Origin of the sequence: Neobacillus phoenicis (assembly GCF_047302305.1) — a bacterium.
GTDB lineage: Bacteria > Bacillota > Bacilli > Bacillales > Cytobacillaceae > Neobacillus.
On record NZ_CP154847.1, the window covers coordinates 4,349,143 to 4,364,231 of the forward strand.

Consider the following 15,089-nt stretch of genomic DNA (forward strand, 5'->3'; position numbering starts at 1 on the left):
TCCAGTCTGATGCCAAATTAACAGGGGCGAATATAATTTTTCCCAACTTTATGGAAAAAACAGCAAGAATTATTTTCCCGCTGTTTTTTAAGTTTATTCTATTCGTGTTGATCCATAGGATTATATAATTTAACCGTAGGATTTTTCTCTTGGAACCATCTAAGGGCAAAGTCATTTTCAAATAAGAATACATAATGATCATAGCGATCTTTTACCAGCATACTACGTGAGCTTGATAAATTTTCATCCACTACATCACCCTCTACCCAACGGGCAATCTTTGAACCCACTCGTTCCATCAATACCTCGGCATTATATTCATTTCTCATCCGATGTTCAAAAACCTCAAATTGCAACTGTCCAACTGCACCTAGGAGGTACTCTTCCATCCTAACCGTTTTAAAGAGCTGTATCGCACCTTCTTGAACAAGCTGCTGAATACCTTTATAAAAGGATTTTTGTTTCATTACGTTTTTGGCTGAGACCCTGACATACAATTCCGGTGTAAATTGTGGCAACCTTTCATATTGGAAATTGTCCTTACCTGTTGTAAGGGTGTCACCAATCTGGTAGGTCCCTGTATCATACAGCCCAATAATATCTCCACTTACTGCCTCATCCACTGTATTTCTTTCTTCAGCCATAAATGAGGTAGATTGAGAAAGCTTGATTTGTTTTCCTAAGCGCGGTATATTAACGGTCATTCCCCGCTCAAATTTACCAGAACAAACGCGGATAAAGGCAATCCTATCCCTATGTGCTGGATTCATATTTGCTTGAATTTTGAACACAAATCCTGAAAATTGTTCTCCTAGTGGATCAATTTCCCCTACTGAAGAATTACGTGCTTTTGGTGGTGGGGCAAATTGCAAATAAGACTCAAGAAATGTCTGTACCCCAAAGTTTGTTAAGGCACTTCCAAAGAACACAGGCGTCAAGGTTCCAGCTGCAATTTTCTCTGCTGAAAATTCATTACCAGCTTCATTAAGAAGCATAATTTCATCTAATGTCTGATCATAAAGCCCTGATGATTTTAACGGATGATCGCCCGCTATTTCACCCTCGTTAGTTAATGAAATAAATCGCTCATCATCAGTAACTCGGAATTGTTCTACACGATTATTAAATCGATCATAAATCCCAAGGAATTCTTTTCCCATTCCAATTGGCCAATTCATTGGATACGATTCGATACCCAAGACCTCTTCTAACTCTGCAAGCAGCTCAAGTGGTGATTTCCCTTGACGATCAAGCTTATTCATAAACGTAAAAATGGGAATACCACGCATACGGCATACCTTAAATAGCTTAAGTGTTTGTTCCTCAATACCCTTTGCAGAGTCAACAATCATCACTGCACTATCAACTGCCATCAACGTTCTATACGTATCTTCACTGAAATCCTGGTGACCAGGTGTATCCAGAATATTGACTCGGAATCCATCATAATCAAATTGCATCACACTGGAGGTTACGGAAATTCCCCGTTGTTTTTCAATCTCCATCCAGTCACTTGTTGCAAACTTACCTGTTTTTTTCGCTTTTACAGTACCTGCATCACGAATAGCTCCACCAAATAATAATAATTTCTCCGTTAGTGTCGTTTTTCCGGCATCCGGGTGGGAAATAATCGCAAATGTCCGGCGCGACAATACTTCTTCTTTAAAATTGTTACCCATCTTGTCTTCCTCTCTTTTGACAATAAATAAATTTTTTGTCCATAAGTTCAATCTTATCTCTCAAGCGAGAACTTTGCAATATTTCAATACAGCTTCCCTCATTATTTCTTTTATCCAGTTAAGGAAAAGAATATAATGTAAGTAAGCGGTTTTTAATTCCGTTAATGTTCGTATTTGGGAGGAACTATGGATACCACAACAATCGACTTAGACTTATTACGTAAAGCATTTGAAGCTGTCCTAGTGCAGAATAACGTGTCCTTCAAAAAAATTGGCATCGCAGAAGAAGGAGAGCAACTATTATTTTTGTATGAAGGAAAAGACGAAAAAGTTCATGTTTTTAAATGGAGTAAAGCATCTAGTGCAGGTGTAAGTATCGGTGTACTTGCTCAAAGTGTATTAATGCCAATCATTCCTCATCTTCGCTTACTATCCTAATTCAATTGGAGGCTGACTACAATGTTAGTCTCTTTTTTTATAGCGTTGTGTTAGCTCTTCCACTGATTCCCACATCCATTTTATTGGAAAACATTCTATAATAGGGTATGACTCTGGTATAGGAGATGATATGCAAATGAATAAAAGTAAAAAAATAGTTTCCAAGTTTTTTCCGCTGATTGCAGCGTTACTAATAATTATTGCCGGTGTCGTTTGGCTTGTTCAATCGACTAATAATGAGATTGCTATCCCTTTCTCTTCTTTAGAAGAAACAATTCAAGCACAAAAGGGGAAGGCTGTTACCCTCATAGAACAACCAGATGGTAGTCTTTATTTAAAAGCTGGTAAAGAGGAATACACTTCACATATTCCACCTAACAGTCACATGGTAGAGAAACTAGTTGAAAAATATAATATTGATTACTCTTATACTACAAGTAGCCCGTACGGAAAATGGGTAATGCTCGGTGCGATTTTGTTACTAACTGGTGCTGCTATTACCCTTCAAAAAACAAAAGGCGGCTTCGGCCTACCTAACTCAATGAAAAACAGTGTGGCTAAATCCCGCCCTCTGCCAGCCATTAGTCTAAAAGACGTTGGTGGACTTGGCGAAGAAATGAAAGAAGAAATACTACAAACTCTTTCTACATTGAAAGAGCCGGATCGTGCACTAAAATTAGGTATTAAACCACCGAAAGGAATTTTGTTGTATGGTCCTCCTGGGACTGGAAAAACCTTGTTAGCACAGGCAATTGCTCGTGAACTAAATGCTTCTTTCTTCTCATCGAGTGGGTCAGCTTTTAATGAACTATTTGTAGGTGTAGGTGCAAGTCGTGTCCGTTCATTATTTCAAACAGCACGAAAACATGCGCCTGCAGTTATTTTCATTGATGAAGTAGATGCGCTAGCAGGTAGACGAAAAGCACATGGCGGCGAAGAAGCCGAAAAAACCTTAACTGAACTCCTTGTTCAGCTTGACGGTGGTCATGTAAATGATGGTATTTTGTTTATCGCTGCTACTAACAGAAAAGACATGCTGGATGAAGCCTTTCTTCGCCCTGGCAGAATTGATTTTTCTTTCCATGTACCACTGCCAGACACAAAAGGTAGAAGAGAAATCATTAATATCCATACTCGTGGAAAAGCTCTAGGAGAAGATGTCTATTCTTCTTTAGATGATTTAGCAGAGAGTACATCTGGTTTTTCTGGCGCAGAGTTACAGTCCCTATTTGAAACAGCAAGTAGAAGAGCTGTTCGAAACGGTCAGGATAGAATTAAAAAACATGATCTTGACTACGCCTTAGACCGAACCATCCTTGGAAGTACCTCACGTTCATTGAAGGACCATGAAACAAAACGGAGGGTTGCCATCCACGAAGCCGGTCATGCAATTGTTGCTTCATTAACAAAGCCAGGTTCTGTCAGGAAAGCCACGATTATTCCACGTGGGGAAGCACTTGGTTATGTGGCACCCATTCCACAAGAGCTTCACTTATCAACACACACTGATTTGCTTGACCGTGTTGCGATGGTGTTAGCCGGTGGTGTGGCTGAACGATTGATCCTAGGTGAACATAGTATTGGTGTGAGCGGAGACGTACAGCAGGCAAAACAACTCATTGAACAAATGGTTGATACAGGCTTGCTTGAAGATGGTTTCACTTTGACATTTAATAAATCAGATAGAGAAGCTAAAATGCAGGACCTTTTTGCAAAAGGCTTAGAAAAAGCAGAAAGCCTTATTAAAGGTCATCACTATCAGTATCAGCAATTAGTTGATGCATTATTAAAGAACGAAACACTAGAAGGTTCCGAAGTGGAAGCCATCGTATGGAATTCCACAAAATCAAATACTGATAACCTTGTATTAGCTTAAAAGAGACTGACTATATAATCAGTCTCTTTTCTTTTTATAAAGTTTTGATTTATGATTTCCGTGGTAAACTATAGTGAAAATCCGAGATAAGGGAAGTGAAGGACTTGTTCGGTAAAAATTTCATTTTTGAAAAAGAACAACAAGTGTACAACAAGGAAGCAAGAAACTACATTGACAACCCGAAAAAAACACTTGGATTGCTTAATAAAGCAATGAGGATGGCAAATGAGAGGAAAGAAAGTTTAGGGGAAGCACGAGATAAGCTTCAATTATTTTTTGATTTGATCAAAGCCTATTCTAAAGGTGAATATAAAGATGTATCAAAAGGTACCATTGTTACAGTTATCGGGGCCATCCTGTATTTTGTATCTCCACTTGATTTTGTTCCTGATTTTATCATTGGTTTAGGAATTATAGACGATGCAGCCGTAATTGGCTATACATTAAAAAAGATTAGCCAAGAATTAGAAGGGTTCAAAAAATGGAAAAATCCCTCAGTAACAGACAAAAACCCGCTAGATTTTTAGCGGGTTATTCTTAACTTGCAAAGCGATGGTTCCCTATTTCTTCTGTAACAGGTCTTGTACGCAGCCATTTACTGTCAGTCTCATCAGGATTGAAAAAGTAAAGTGCATCGGTTACTTGTCCATCTTTATTAATAGCTTCATTTACTGCTTTTTTTGCTTCTTCGCCTGCTGGTTTATTAATCATCCCATTATCTACGGGTTGAAACTGTTTATCTTGGTAAATAACCTGCTGAATTGAATCTGGAAATTGCTCACTTTCTAGTCGGTTAAGTACAACTGCTGCGACAGCAACCTTACCCTGATATGGTTCTCCCTTTGCCTCAGCTGTCACCAACCTTGCTAACAAGTCCATTTCTTTCTCAGTAATTTTCATTTTTATTAATTCATCTTTTGAATTACCGTATTGATGAGATATTTCCCTTAAAGTTTCACGTTTGGTTACTTTATGAGCTTTCGTTTGATCGAGATTTTTAGCTTTAACATTCAATGGTAAATTAAGATCATTCAGCAGGATGAAGAAGATCATGACAGGTAATAAAAAAGAAACAATTCGCTTCATCATTATTATGTCCCCCTTTATCCTTTAATTTTTCAACTCATTAACCGTAACATGAATCAACAACTTGTCCAACCTAAAAAACTTTCCATGGAAAAAAAGGAAAAGCAAGGAAATATCCTTGCTTTTCGATGAGGCTTTGATTAAATGCCTCTATTCTTTTCTCCTACCATCTAAAGCAAGCTGCACCTACGATGATTAAAAGGATGAATAATACGACGATTAAAGCAAATCCGCCGCCAAAACCACAACCTCCATATCCGTAACCACCGTAGCCACAGCAACCTCCACCATAACCATATCCACCAAACATTTAAATTCCTCCTTTTATATTATCAATAGAATGGGGTACACCAAGAAGCACCAATAATGATTAACAAAATAAACAAAACGACTAGTAGGGCAAATCCGCCGCCATAGCCACCTACTGCACCAGACATTTACATTACCTCCTTTTCTTAATTCCATATATCTATATTCACCTAGATAAAAATGTGCGATAGACATATATCCCTATTAGTACATTTTGAATAAAAAGAATTAGCCCATTATTTATGTACAAGGCAAACATCACAGTTGTATGTCTGTCCATATTTCTTTTCTATAAAAGAAGCCCTCTGGAAGTTGACATTTAATTTCATTTTTCTTACCATGTTCACAAATCATAAAATAGTTAGGAGCCAATCGTTTGAGGGCATTTGCTACAATTATTCTCTTCATATTTATGGTGGCTTATCGTATGGTAAGCGGGTTAACTAAAGAACGGAGAGGTCATTCATTTATTAAAATAGGTCATCGAGGCGCAGCTGGATATTGTCCGGAGAATACTTTTGCATCCTTTAACAAAGCATTAGAACTGGGAGCAAATTACCTAGAAATCGATATTCAGATGACACGGGATGGTGAATTAGTTATTATCCATGATCCAACAGTTAACCGTACAACCAATGGAAAGGGAAGAGTAAGGGATTTTACCTTAAAAGAAATTCAGTCACTCGATGCAGGAAGCTGGTATCATTCCAAATTCTCTAAAGAACGGATTCCTTCATTTAGCGAATTCCTAAATACCTATGCTGGAAAGGTTGGATTATTGATCGAGTTAAAAAAGCCTCACTTATATCCAGGGATAGAAGAGAAAGTAGCTAATGAATTATTGATAAGAGGCCTAGTTTCTGGGGAAAATAATCAAGTTATTATTCAATCCTTTGATCAAATCTCAATGAAACGAATCCATCACCTACTTCCTAATATTCCAATTGGAATATTAATCAAGAAAACAAAGATTAATGGACTGTCAAATAAAGAATTAGAATCCTATGTAAACTTTGCTACCTATGTAAATCCTAAGGTTACTATGGTTAACAAGAGACTCATTAGGCGAATTCATCAACATGGGTTTAAAACCATGGTTTGGACAGTGAATAAAAGAAGTGAGAAGAATTTGTTAAAGAATTATTCTGTAGATGGCATGATAAGTGACTATCCAGATTTACTCAAATAAAAAAGACAGCCTCCCCAAATGGGTATTGGCTGTCTTTTTTCACTAAAAGAAAATTAGATAAATAACTATAGCTAGTACAATTCGATATATAGCAAATGGTAAGAGCTTAATTTTATTAATCAGCTTTAAGAAAAAGCGAATAGATAATAAAGCAAATATAAATGCACTAACAAATCCAGCAATAAAAAACGGAAGAGAATCCATTGTCATGTACTGCCAGTTTTTCAACAATGAAAGAAAACTTGCTCCAGCCATAATCGGTACAGCCATTATAAAAGTAAAGTCAGCTGCAGCACGATGACTCATCCCCATTAAAACACCACCGGATATCGTGGAACCTGAACGGGAGAATCCTGGCCATAGTGAGAAACATTGAAATAGCCCAATTGCTAACGCTTGTCCATATGAAATTTCGTCAACGGTTTGTGCTTTTGGATTTTTTGGACCAATTAAATCAGCAAGAATCATAAACACAGCCCCAATAACTAACCCGATCAAAACGGTCGCTGTGGAAAATAAATGATCGTCAATATAATCATTAAAAAGGACACCTAATACACCTGCTGGAATTAAGCCGACAATCACTTGGGTTAATTTAAGACGGCTTTGTTTCTGCACGTGCCCCTTTCTGAATCGTCCTAATCCTAACAAATCAAAAAATCGTTCCCAAAAAGTGACAACAACGGCCAGAATTGAACCAAGCTGGATTACCACTTTAAAGGTATTAGCCCCATGCTGTGTTAAGAACTTTTCAGATTGAAGCCACAAATCATCAACAATAATCATGTGCCCCGTTGAAGAAACTGGTGCAAATTCAGTTGCACCCTCTACAAGTCCCAGGATAATTGCCTTAATAAACAAAAGTAATTCCATGTTGTTAACTTCTCCTAACTTTTATTGCTATAGAATGTTTAGTTATGACAAATAACTCCCCCATTTTACTCACTTATTAAGTGAATAGCAATAATTTTTTCGTATATTGTTAAATTGCTCACTTTAGTATAACGTGGTTTGTTCCATAATAGTTTCAGGTATTTTCCCCAAATTAAATGCGGCTTTTATAAAACCGCATTAAATAACAGGTTGTTTTCTTTCTTATTGTATAATACCCATTCTTATAGCCTTTACTGCAACTTCTGTCCGGTTTTGCGCATTCAGCCTTTTCATGATATTGGAAATATAATCTCTCACGGTAAATTCACTTAAATAAAGCTTTAATGCTGCCTCATTAGTAGATGCTCCGTCTGCAAGAAGCTTGATAATTTCAATTTCTCTTGGAGATAATAATATTTGATCACCTTTTGGTAATTCTGGATTTTCTATATCCGCTTCAATAAATTTTGATAATAGTTCTCCAGAGCTTTGGCCGAATTTCATTAATGCTGGGAATAGACTTGTATCCACTGTGAATTGCTCTTCAGGCCCTTTATCTAATACAACTCCACCAATAATTTTTCCCTCTTCGGGAACATAAATAGGGACAATGATTAAAGAAGTAAGTTGAAATTTCTTTACATATTTCTCAGGCAGTGCTTCTTCAGCCAATGGAATATAAATAGGCTGAAAGTTTTTCATTTCATGGCCCTGGGACTTTAATTTTACCAAACTCTCATTAAGCACTGGGATATTACTTATTTTTTCTGCAATAGCTTTAATTTCTTCTGTATTTAGATGGTGTCCAAATAAACCAACACCTACACTTTCTTTATTGGTAAATTTAAAAAGTGCACATCGTTCAAAAGGAAGAAAATAGCCAAATCCAAAAGAGATATTTTCAACGGACTCTTGGAAGTTTTGAGAGCGGATAATCCATTCATTAAATAAAATAACAGCATCCTTCCATATACTGCAGTTCTCTTTTTCTGATTGGAATAGCATCACTTCACCAATCTTGGAGAATAAATAATGAACAGATGGATGTAGCTTGGAGGAGGATGCAATCCTTGATTTTAATACCTTATGAGCTGCATTCTCTAATAGGTTCAAATGAAAGATTAACGCCTCTGGTTCAGGACGCCTGCCAAAATGGGCATACCAGTCATCTTGCAGTTTGTTTAACATCTGGTAGATATCAACTGTCTCATCGTTAATAACCTGGAACGACTTCACTAAGAAACCACTGATAAATTCAAAAACTGCAGCTGATTTTTTCTTTGTATTTTTTAGGGATTGAAGCATTAAACTCCATTCCTCAATCAGATCTATTTGATAATGGTTTAACATTTTAACAGCATCATTTAAAAGATTATCCAAATGGCAATTTAATGACTTGGACATTCCTAACACATCCCATTCAATGAACATCTACGCTGTTATTTTTTAGCAATAATATCATAGATTGTATCTATATATAATTCATCGAATCACGCCAAAATTCCTGCTCTTATTCTATGAATTTCTCTTTTTTACAGGATAATATTCTTATTTTTTTATAATACAGTAGGATAAACTTCCTACAAATGTAGGGATTTCTTAATTTACTAACTTATCTTAAAATTGTGACGAGTAGTGTAAGCATTTACATTTTTAAATACTTACCTTTCAAAACAATTATAAAGGAGGAAAGAGAATGAATTTAGGAGCAGAAGCAGTCATTATTGGAGGGCAAACGGTCAAGAAGAAATTAGTTCTAGCACTTTTGGGTGGATTTTTATTTTTAGGTTCTCTGTTGGCAATTTTCGGAATTACCGGCGTGGCTGTAGCAGCACCATTGAGCGGATTTGGTGAATTTACTGTCAAGTTTGACAAAATGGTTGGGGAAAACTTCCAACTTTATGGTGGGGTTGCTGATGGTGCGACAACAAAAAATAATCCTGTTGCAGTCAACGCAATTGACAAGGCAACCATAAATGGATTAGAGATTTCCAAAGCAATCCCAGCACTTGGGATCCGAGTTGTTATTACTTCTGATAAACCAGTTGTCATTAATGGACTCCTTCAAAAAGCTACCATGGTAAATGGTGATGCAAAATTTGAAAACCTCACAATGTCAGAAAATTATATCGGAAATTATGATTTAACTGATCCAAAACAAAGAATGGAAGCACTCGCTAAAGAATTCACACAAAGTGCTAATACCATTACAATCGAGAACGGTAATTTACAAACATTATACCTTTTCCAAAAAACTGTAAGTCTCCCTGGAATGAAGGTTTACTTCGAAAAACTAAACTAACTTCATCATAGAAAATTGAGTAAGGATGATAAAAATGAACTCTACTTATTCAAAACGTGAGAGGTTTAAGAATTGGAGAGCAAGGCGTCCCTTTTGGGGGGCGACCTTGTCTATTCTTTCTGGACTAATCATTTTATGGGTACCTGCTAAGCTATATGAAGTAGCTGCAGCCCCTGGAAGTATTTTATTTGTTGGCTTCTTTTTAGGTGGCCTTACACTGTTAATGGGGATTCTATCCTATATCATGCCAAGACTCTCCACTCTTCTTGGTGTTTTAGCTATTTTTGCTTCTGTCTTGTCGATCATGGGAGCATTAGGTGGCTTTCTTATTGGAACCATTCTTGGTATCATTGGTGGAGCTATGTTAATTGCATGGAAACCTGAAATGGAAGATCGTGATTCAAAAACACAATCACACTTAGACCCTATTACTGAAAAAGAAGTGGCATCAGGAAAAGACATTTTACCAGATTAAAATTTATAGCATTCGCAGAAATGGTGATGGCTTTGAAACATAGAAACAGTACTTATAAGATAATAATTATTTTGATTACTACATTAAGCGCACTTCTCTTTGTAACAAAAGATAGTTATGCAAGTAATCCATCAGTGGTTGGTTTTATTATTGAATCCAGTCAAATGGAAGGAACCCTACAAACTCCTGATATGACTGTTGGAAATACCACGATAGAAAAGAATAGGTCCATGCTTAATTTAACTTTTGATAACCTAACATGTAAGGATTTAGTCATTAAAAAAATGGTTAAAACTTCAAAGGGAATAATCACAACTAGGATGACATCTAACGATAAGATTCAATTCGAGCGTTTAAGTTTATCTATTACCAACGCAGAATATAGCGAAGCTTATGTTCCTGAAAACGGAAATATAGGTCTAAAAAATGTAAAGTTATTGGCACATAATATAAAAACTGACAGCTCTACTCTCCCCCAATTTCAATTAAGTTTTAATGAGGGTGGCGAGGTGGAGTTAGTACCGAAAAGTGAGGCGGAACTACTTCAAATGAAAGCAGGTTTAGAGTATTTATTATCAAATCATCAACAATAAAAGGAAGCGATGCTATAGAAAGCATCGCTTCTTTTTATTATTTAGCTCTGTTGTCATTCATTGTTGTTTTCCGTGTAGGTAGGAGAATTCATAAGCGGAGAAATTCCCGATATTGTGATATAGATGCAGCTTAATATGCAAATATAAGTGGAGAAATTCCCACTATTGTATAAAAAGTAAGCTTAAGAAGCAGAAATAAAGGGAGAAATTCCCGTTAACTGCTCTAAAATAAGACAAAATCCATCGATTTGGATCATATAAGCGGAAAAACTCACCTTATTTTTAAGGAAATAAGGTGAGTTCCCAATTTAAGCGGAATTCTTCCGCTTATTTTTCGAACGCTTTGAAATCAACACTCAGTTATAACAGAGCCTATTATTTAAATATAAAGCTGAGCTGAACTTGTATGTTGATTTCCGCTCCAATCAACATTGTACCAAAACCATCATTAGCCTTTACAAGCCAAATATAAAAAAACCACAATCTCTTCACTATTAAATAGGGATTGTGGTCCTAGCTTTTATGATGGATATTTATGATATTCAATGTTGTATATGCTCCTTACTTATCTATAATGGTTAAGGTGTTTTAACCAGTTCCTTTATACTGTTTTTACCCCGTTCAACAAGGTTTAAATGTGTATTTCGTGCAAGTTTAATATATTCTTTTCTTACTTCAAGCCATGCATTTCTGCGTTCGCGCGCATAAGTGATACTAGATTCAACATTTCTTTCAAAGTTATCCTCCAAGCGATCAACCATATGGAAGACAGATTTTATTGGAGTCAGAGCCAATTTTTCTAATTGCCCAGATACTTCTTTCAATTGATTTTTAAGCTCATCCCGTTCGTTTGAGAGAATCACTTCTTCTTTCGGTTCCTCTTTACCTGCATTAAATTGATGCATTAATTCTGAAACCAATTCTTTATTGGTTTTTTTAGTTTGATTATACAGTTTTGCAATTGTATTTCTGTACTGCTTATTGAACTTGTTAACCTCTTTTAGTGCATTAATATATGCATCCTCACGATTTTCCCTAAGTTGCAGCGCACGCTCACGCGACTGTTCAAACTGATCCCAAAATGTGTTTACAAATGAACCTACATGCATCGCTTCCTCTGCAATCAGCATCACTTTTTCATCCACAGATGGAACTGCTTCATTCTTCTTCTGTGCCATCGTCCTTCCTCCTCCTTTTTCTATTATTTACTTTCTCTATGGGATCCTTCTTTTGAAATGAAGGAATATAGAGCTCAAGGAAACTGGTGTACATCTTAAAAAATTGATCTAATAGGGATTGGTATGTTTCTAGTTGATTGGCATAGCCTTTTAAATATGTAACCCCAGCTTTTGTAATTGAATATCTTCTTTTTGCCGGACCACTCCCAGTAGTATCCCATACAGAGGATACAAGCTCATCTTTTTCCAGTTGTCTTAATAGTCTGTAGAGATTTCCCTGGTCAAGCGATTTGAAACCGAATGCTTCCAACCTTTGGCTAAGTTCATACCCGTGTAGAGAAACTTTACTAAGAAGTAATAAAATAAATGGCAACACAAAATTTTTGGATGGATTAACTGTTGGATTGTCTTGATTTACCATATCTTTATCACCTCACCTATATGTATTTTACACCTATAAGTAATATTTTGTCAACGCTGTAAATAAATATGATTAAAAGCAAATTTTATTGGTTTACAATATACTAAAATTGGTTATAAACTTAATAAAAATGAAAAGGTGGTGTAAAATGGAAAAAACCAAATGGAGTAAATCGGGTGTACCATACTTGCATTTTGGTAGGGGGGAACCCTTGATCCTTATTCATGGTTTAGGTGAAGTGAAAGAAGGTTGGCAAAATCAGTTTGAGTTAGCCAATCAGTTCGAGCTTATTATTCCAGATCTAAGAGGTCATGGAGAGTGTACAAAAACGGATGGTATTTCTATACAGAATTTTGCAATGGATATCATTTGTTTATTAAAGGAGCTAGGAATTGAAAACGCTCACATCCTTGGTTTATCAATGGGTGGAGCTGTTGCACAAGAAATTTACCGCCAGGCACCCAACCTCTGCCGTTCTCTCTTGTTGATTAGCACCTTTCACTTTTTCCCTAAAAAATTAAAGAAGTTTTTATTTAATAATCGAAAAGCTAAATTTGAATCCGTTACTGCTGCAGGTAAACAAACAGAGTTTATTTCCAAAATGGCACTTTATTCATGGAATAAGGAAATGAAAGAAATATTTGGGCACTCTTTTCACCCAAAACACCAAATTTTTCTACAATCCTTAAACACCTGTCTAGATGTGAATAACTTATCTTTACTACCAACAATCAGCGTTCCAACACTAATTGTTGGCGGTCAGTATGACTCTGTTCTTCCCGTATGGATTCAAGCATGCATGCACAAATTAATTCCACATTCTGAGTTTATCATCATGAGAAATACTGGACACATTTCTAAGCTTGAAGCTAAAGACCGTTTTAATACCCTACTCCGTAAGTTCCTCAATCAACAAAAACTAATTGCATAAGAATAAAACGGGAAGGGTATTGTCCTTCCCGTTACTAATTTATTTCATTACTCTTATATTATACAACTACTTCTTGAATTTTTTGTGAATGAGTAGAAAGCCACTGATCAGCAAATCTGGCAAACATACCAGTTAAGGCAAGTGCAACGTGCCCTCCCTCGAACACTTGATATGTTTTATCCTCGCTTGAAATCATATCCATAATAGGTAGACTTTGCTCTTCTAATATAAGTGTATCTCTAGAGGTCGAGAATACAAAAGTTGGACAATTAATATTCTTTAAATCTACCTTTCTACCGCCAATTTCCAACTCACCCTTTAAGAGCTTGTTTTCTTTATAAAAATCATTAAATAACTGCTTAAACGCTGCACCTGCAAAAGAGGCGGTATCTTTTGTCCATTTATCCATCCTTCGCCATTTTTCCACATAGTGTGGATCATGTGCGCGGGTGATTAGGTTAATCCATGGACTGATATAGACTGGTGAGAGCCCCCTAAACATGAGATACATATATTCTGATGGAATAACCCCATATACATCTGAAAAGCGGTTAAAATCGATGGTTCCCTTTTGTAGTCCTTTTAACCATTTATCTGGCACAATCCCCACACTAAAATCAATGGGAACTGTCGCAAGAACCAAGTTCACTATTGGTAGTTTTGTGATAGAGGTAAAGATGGCTGAAATGGTTCCACCCAAGCAATATCCTACCATTGAAATACCCTTTGCACCAGAATGCCTAAGTGCTCGTTTTACGCCATTCTCAAGAAAATTTAAGATGTAATCATCCAGGGTAATATCTCTATCTTCATACTTCGGTGAGCCCCAGTCTAAGAAGTATACATCATATCCGCGCTCTGTAAGCCCCCCCACTACACTGCTTCCTTCACCCACGTCTAAAATATATGATTTATTTATTAGAGAATAAACTAGGAATATAGGAATTTGGTATTTTTTTTCTTTTGCCGGGTGAAAATATAAGGTTGATTTATTCTTTTTCCAAACAATTTCTCTTTGTGTCGCTTTAATTTCTGGTTTCGGTTCTGTGAGGACCTTATAAACTTGATTCCACCTTGATGTCTCTTTTTCAAGATCAAGCTGAGGTATAAAATTGAAACTCGCTAAATTTCCACTCATCATTTTCTCTCCTTTCACTATGATTTTGGTGCTCCTGAACCTGTAAGCACTAACTCTTTATCTTTCCCCTTACCTTTTTGCATTAGATTCTTTATGGATGCTAATTCCGCTTTAATATCTGTTAACTGTGACATCTCCTGTTTTAAACTCTGGATCTCTGCTTTTAACGTTCTAGTATCTTCTATATCCTGAGCGATTTGATGATATTCAACTTTCATTTGTTTAACTATACTGACCAGTTCCTGAAACATCTCAACATGGTCTTTATTTAATGCGCTTAAGCTATCCTGTACATTCCAAATGTGTTCTTCTAAAATATCAATTTTCTCCTCAGCTTGGACAGAAAGTTTTGCTACATTTGCTATATCTTTTTTAGTCGGTATATTCATTAATCCAGCCATTAATTCTTGGTTTTTTCTTAGTAGCTCCATGTATCTCGCATGACTCTCAGTACCAACCTTCATTAACCGCACGAATTCATTGTTGTCAGTCATCATATACAATAGACCATTTAATTGTTTTTCCCACATTCCACTTATTCGCTTGAATCCTTCAAAAGGATCATATGTTTTCTCTTTAGACATCCTGCATCTCCCCTTTG

The 15,089-nt window shown here is 36.3% G+C and carries 18 protein-coding genes; 8 read left to right on the forward strand and 10 right to left on the reverse strand.

Annotated features, from left to right (window positions below; translation table 11 throughout):
* Window positions 1-98: 98 nt before the first annotated feature.
* Window positions 99-1,679 carry a peptide chain release factor 3 gene (locus AA0X95_RS22310; RefSeq protein WP_413301698.1) on the reverse strand — a complete coding sequence of 527 codons (1,581 nt, stop codon included), beginning with the start codon at window positions 1,677-1,679 and terminating at the stop codon, window positions 99-101.
* 186 nt (window positions 1,680-1,865) lie between these two features.
* Here AA0X95_RS22310 and AA0X95_RS22315 point away from each other — a divergent pair, with 186 nt between their 5' ends.
* The 3 genes from AA0X95_RS22315 to AA0X95_RS22325 all read left to right on the forward strand — a co-directional run bounded on the left by AA0X95_RS22315 (window position 1,866) and on the right by AA0X95_RS22325 (window position 4,520).
* Complete coding sequence (locus AA0X95_RS22315; protein ID WP_308080393.1) at window positions 1,866-2,117, forward strand: hypothetical protein; 252 nt, start codon at window positions 1,866-1,868, stop codon at window positions 2,115-2,117.
* A 136-nt stretch (window positions 2,118-2,253) separates the two neighbouring features.
* A complete protein-coding gene (locus AA0X95_RS22320) occupies window positions 2,254-3,993 on the forward strand; it encodes an AAA family ATPase (RefSeq protein ID WP_413301701.1) in 1,740 nt (579 codons plus the stop codon).
* Between the two features lie 104 nt (window positions 3,994-4,097).
* Window positions 4,098-4,520 (forward strand): YkvA family protein, encoded by a 423-nt coding sequence (locus AA0X95_RS22325; protein WP_413301703.1) that lies wholly within the window; start codon window positions 4,098-4,100, stop codon window positions 4,518-4,520.
* Window positions 4,521-4,530: 10 nt separating this feature from the next.
* Here AA0X95_RS22325 and AA0X95_RS22330 read toward each other — a convergent pair whose 3' ends face one another.
* The 3 genes from AA0X95_RS22330 to AA0X95_RS22340 form a co-directional block, all read right to left on the reverse strand.
* Window positions 4,531-5,082, reverse strand: coding sequence for a cell wall hydrolase (locus AA0X95_RS22330; protein WP_413301705.1), 552 nt, complete (start codon window positions 5,080-5,082; stop codon window positions 4,531-4,533).
* A gap of 160 nt (window positions 5,083-5,242) precedes the next feature.
* Complete coding sequence (locus AA0X95_RS22335; RefSeq protein WP_307289249.1) at window positions 5,243-5,389, reverse strand: YjcZ family sporulation protein; 147 nt, start codon at window positions 5,387-5,389, stop codon at window positions 5,243-5,245.
* A 22-nt stretch (window positions 5,390-5,411) separates the two neighbouring features.
* Window positions 5,412-5,516, reverse strand: a complete 105-nt coding sequence (locus tag AA0X95_RS22340) for a YjcZ family sporulation protein (protein ID WP_308080398.1) — start codon at window positions 5,514-5,516, stop codon at window positions 5,412-5,414.
* Between the two features lie 248 nt (window positions 5,517-5,764).
* On the opposite strand from AA0X95_RS22340, the gene AA0X95_RS22345 reads away from it, so the two are divergent.
* On the forward strand, window positions 5,765-6,577 hold the full coding sequence (locus AA0X95_RS22345; protein WP_413301708.1) for a glycerophosphodiester phosphodiesterase: 813 nt from the start codon (window positions 5,765-5,767) through the stop codon (window positions 6,575-6,577).
* Window positions 6,578-6,619: 42 nt separating this feature from the next.
* On the opposite strand, the gene AA0X95_RS22350 is transcribed toward AA0X95_RS22345, so the two are convergent.
* Both AA0X95_RS22350 and AA0X95_RS22355 read right to left on the reverse strand, forming a co-directional pair.
* Window positions 6,620-7,450 carry an undecaprenyl-diphosphate phosphatase gene (locus AA0X95_RS22350; protein ID WP_413301710.1) on the reverse strand — a complete coding sequence of 277 codons (831 nt, stop codon included), beginning with the start codon at window positions 7,448-7,450 and terminating at the stop codon, window positions 6,620-6,622.
* 222 nt (window positions 7,451-7,672) lie between these two features.
* Window positions 7,673-8,854, reverse strand: coding sequence for a response regulator transcription factor (locus tag AA0X95_RS22355; RefSeq protein ID WP_413301712.1), 1,182 nt, complete (start codon window positions 8,852-8,854; stop codon window positions 7,673-7,675).
* Window positions 8,855-9,146: 292 nt separating this feature from the next.
* Between AA0X95_RS22355 and AA0X95_RS22360 the strand changes: the two genes are divergently transcribed.
* From AA0X95_RS22360 to AA0X95_RS22370, 3 genes are all read left to right on the forward strand, one after another.
* Entirely contained in the window at window positions 9,147-9,752 is a 606-nt protein-coding gene (locus AA0X95_RS22360) for a DUF6230 family protein (protein ID WP_413301714.1), read from the forward strand.
* A gap of 106 nt (window positions 9,753-9,858) precedes the next feature.
* On the forward strand, window positions 9,859-10,227 hold the full coding sequence (locus AA0X95_RS22365; protein WP_413301716.1) for a DUF6114 domain-containing protein: 369 nt from the start codon (window positions 9,859-9,861) through the stop codon (window positions 10,225-10,227).
* A 32-nt stretch (window positions 10,228-10,259) separates the two neighbouring features.
* The gene (locus AA0X95_RS22370; RefSeq protein ID WP_413301718.1) at window positions 10,260-10,820 is read left to right on the forward strand and encodes a hypothetical protein; all 561 of its coding nucleotides are present in this window, start codon (window positions 10,260-10,262) and stop codon (window positions 10,818-10,820) included.
* 578 nt (window positions 10,821-11,398) lie between these two features.
* Here AA0X95_RS22370 and AA0X95_RS22375 read toward each other — a convergent pair.
* Window positions 11,399-11,998: a hypothetical protein gene (locus AA0X95_RS22375; protein ID WP_413301720.1), complete on the reverse strand. Its 600-nt coding sequence runs from the start codon at window positions 11,996-11,998 to the stop codon at window positions 11,399-11,401.
* On the reverse strand, window positions 11,979-12,419 hold the full coding sequence (gene phaQ / locus AA0X95_RS22380) for a poly-beta-hydroxybutyrate-responsive repressor (RefSeq protein ID WP_413301722.1): 441 nt from the start codon (window positions 12,417-12,419) through the stop codon (window positions 11,979-11,981). The genes AA0X95_RS22375 and phaQ overlap by 20 nt, the downstream gene beginning before the upstream one ends.
* 148 nt (window positions 12,420-12,567) lie before the next feature.
* Here phaQ and AA0X95_RS22385 point away from each other — a divergent pair, with 148 nt between their 5' ends.
* Window positions 12,568-13,350: an alpha/beta fold hydrolase gene (locus AA0X95_RS22385; RefSeq protein WP_413301724.1), complete on the forward strand. Its 783-nt coding sequence runs from the start codon at window positions 12,568-12,570 to the stop codon at window positions 13,348-13,350.
* A 58-nt stretch (window positions 13,351-13,408) separates the two neighbouring features.
* Here AA0X95_RS22385 and AA0X95_RS22390 read toward each other — a convergent pair whose 3' ends face one another.
* The gene (locus AA0X95_RS22390) at window positions 13,409-14,491 is read right to left on the reverse strand and encodes an alpha/beta fold hydrolase (RefSeq protein ID WP_413301726.1); all 1,083 of its coding nucleotides are present in this window, start codon (window positions 14,489-14,491) and stop codon (window positions 13,409-13,411) included.
* Between the two features lie 14 nt (window positions 14,492-14,505).
* Complete coding sequence (locus AA0X95_RS22395) at window positions 14,506-15,072, reverse strand: polyhydroxyalkanoate biosynthesis repressor PhaR (protein ID WP_413301728.1); 567 nt, start codon at window positions 15,070-15,072, stop codon at window positions 14,506-14,508.
* Window positions 15,073-15,089 lie beyond the last annotated feature (17 nt).

Bases quoted from the DNA above. Each gene is read 5' to 3' on its own strand.
- AA0X95_RS22350 (WP_413301710.1), bottom strand. From the start codon at position 7,450: ATGGAATTACTTTTGTTTATTAAGGCAATTATCCTGGGACTTGTAGAG.
- phaQ (WP_413301722.1), bottom strand. From the start codon at position 12,419: ATGGTAAATCAAGACAATCCAACAGTTAATCCATCCAAAAATTTTGTG.
- AA0X95_RS22390 (WP_413301726.1), bottom strand. From the start codon at position 14,491: ATGATGAGTGGAAATTTAGCGAGTTTCAATTTTATACCTCAGCTTGAT.
- AA0X95_RS22360 (WP_413301714.1), top strand. From the start codon at position 9,147: ATGAATTTAGGAGCAGAAGCAGTCATTATTGGAGGGCAAACGGTCAAG.
- AA0X95_RS22320 (WP_413301701.1), top strand. From the start codon at position 2,254: ATGAATAAAAGTAAAAAAATAGTTTCCAAGTTTTTTCCGCTGATTGCA.
- AA0X95_RS22335 (WP_307289249.1), bottom strand. From the start codon at position 5,389: ATGTTTGGTGGATATGGTTATGGTGGAGGTTGCTGTGGCTACGGTGGT.
- AA0X95_RS22310 (WP_413301698.1), bottom strand. From the start codon at position 1,679: ATGGGTAACAATTTTAAAGAAGAAGTATTGTCGCGCCGGACATTTGCG.
- AA0X95_RS22375 (WP_413301720.1), bottom strand. From the start codon at position 11,998: ATGGCACAGAAGAAGAATGAAGCAGTTCCATCTGTGGATGAAAAAGTG.
- AA0X95_RS22340 (WP_308080398.1), bottom strand. From the start codon at position 5,516: ATGTCTGGTGCAGTAGGTGGCTATGGCGGCGGATTTGCCCTACTAGTC.
- AA0X95_RS22395 (WP_413301728.1), bottom strand. From the start codon at position 15,072: ATGTCTAAAGAGAAAACATATGATCCTTTTGAAGGATTCAAGCGAATA.
- AA0X95_RS22330 (WP_413301705.1), bottom strand. From the start codon at position 5,082: ATGATGAAGCGAATTGTTTCTTTTTTATTACCTGTCATGATCTTCTTC.
- AA0X95_RS22355 (WP_413301712.1), bottom strand. From the start codon at position 8,854: ATGTCCAAGTCATTAAATTGCCATTTGGATAATCTTTTAAATGATGCT.
- AA0X95_RS22315 (WP_308080393.1), top strand. From the start codon at position 1,866: ATGGATACCACAACAATCGACTTAGACTTATTACGTAAAGCATTTGAA.
- AA0X95_RS22385 (WP_413301724.1), top strand. From the start codon at position 12,568: ATGGAAAAAACCAAATGGAGTAAATCGGGTGTACCATACTTGCATTTT.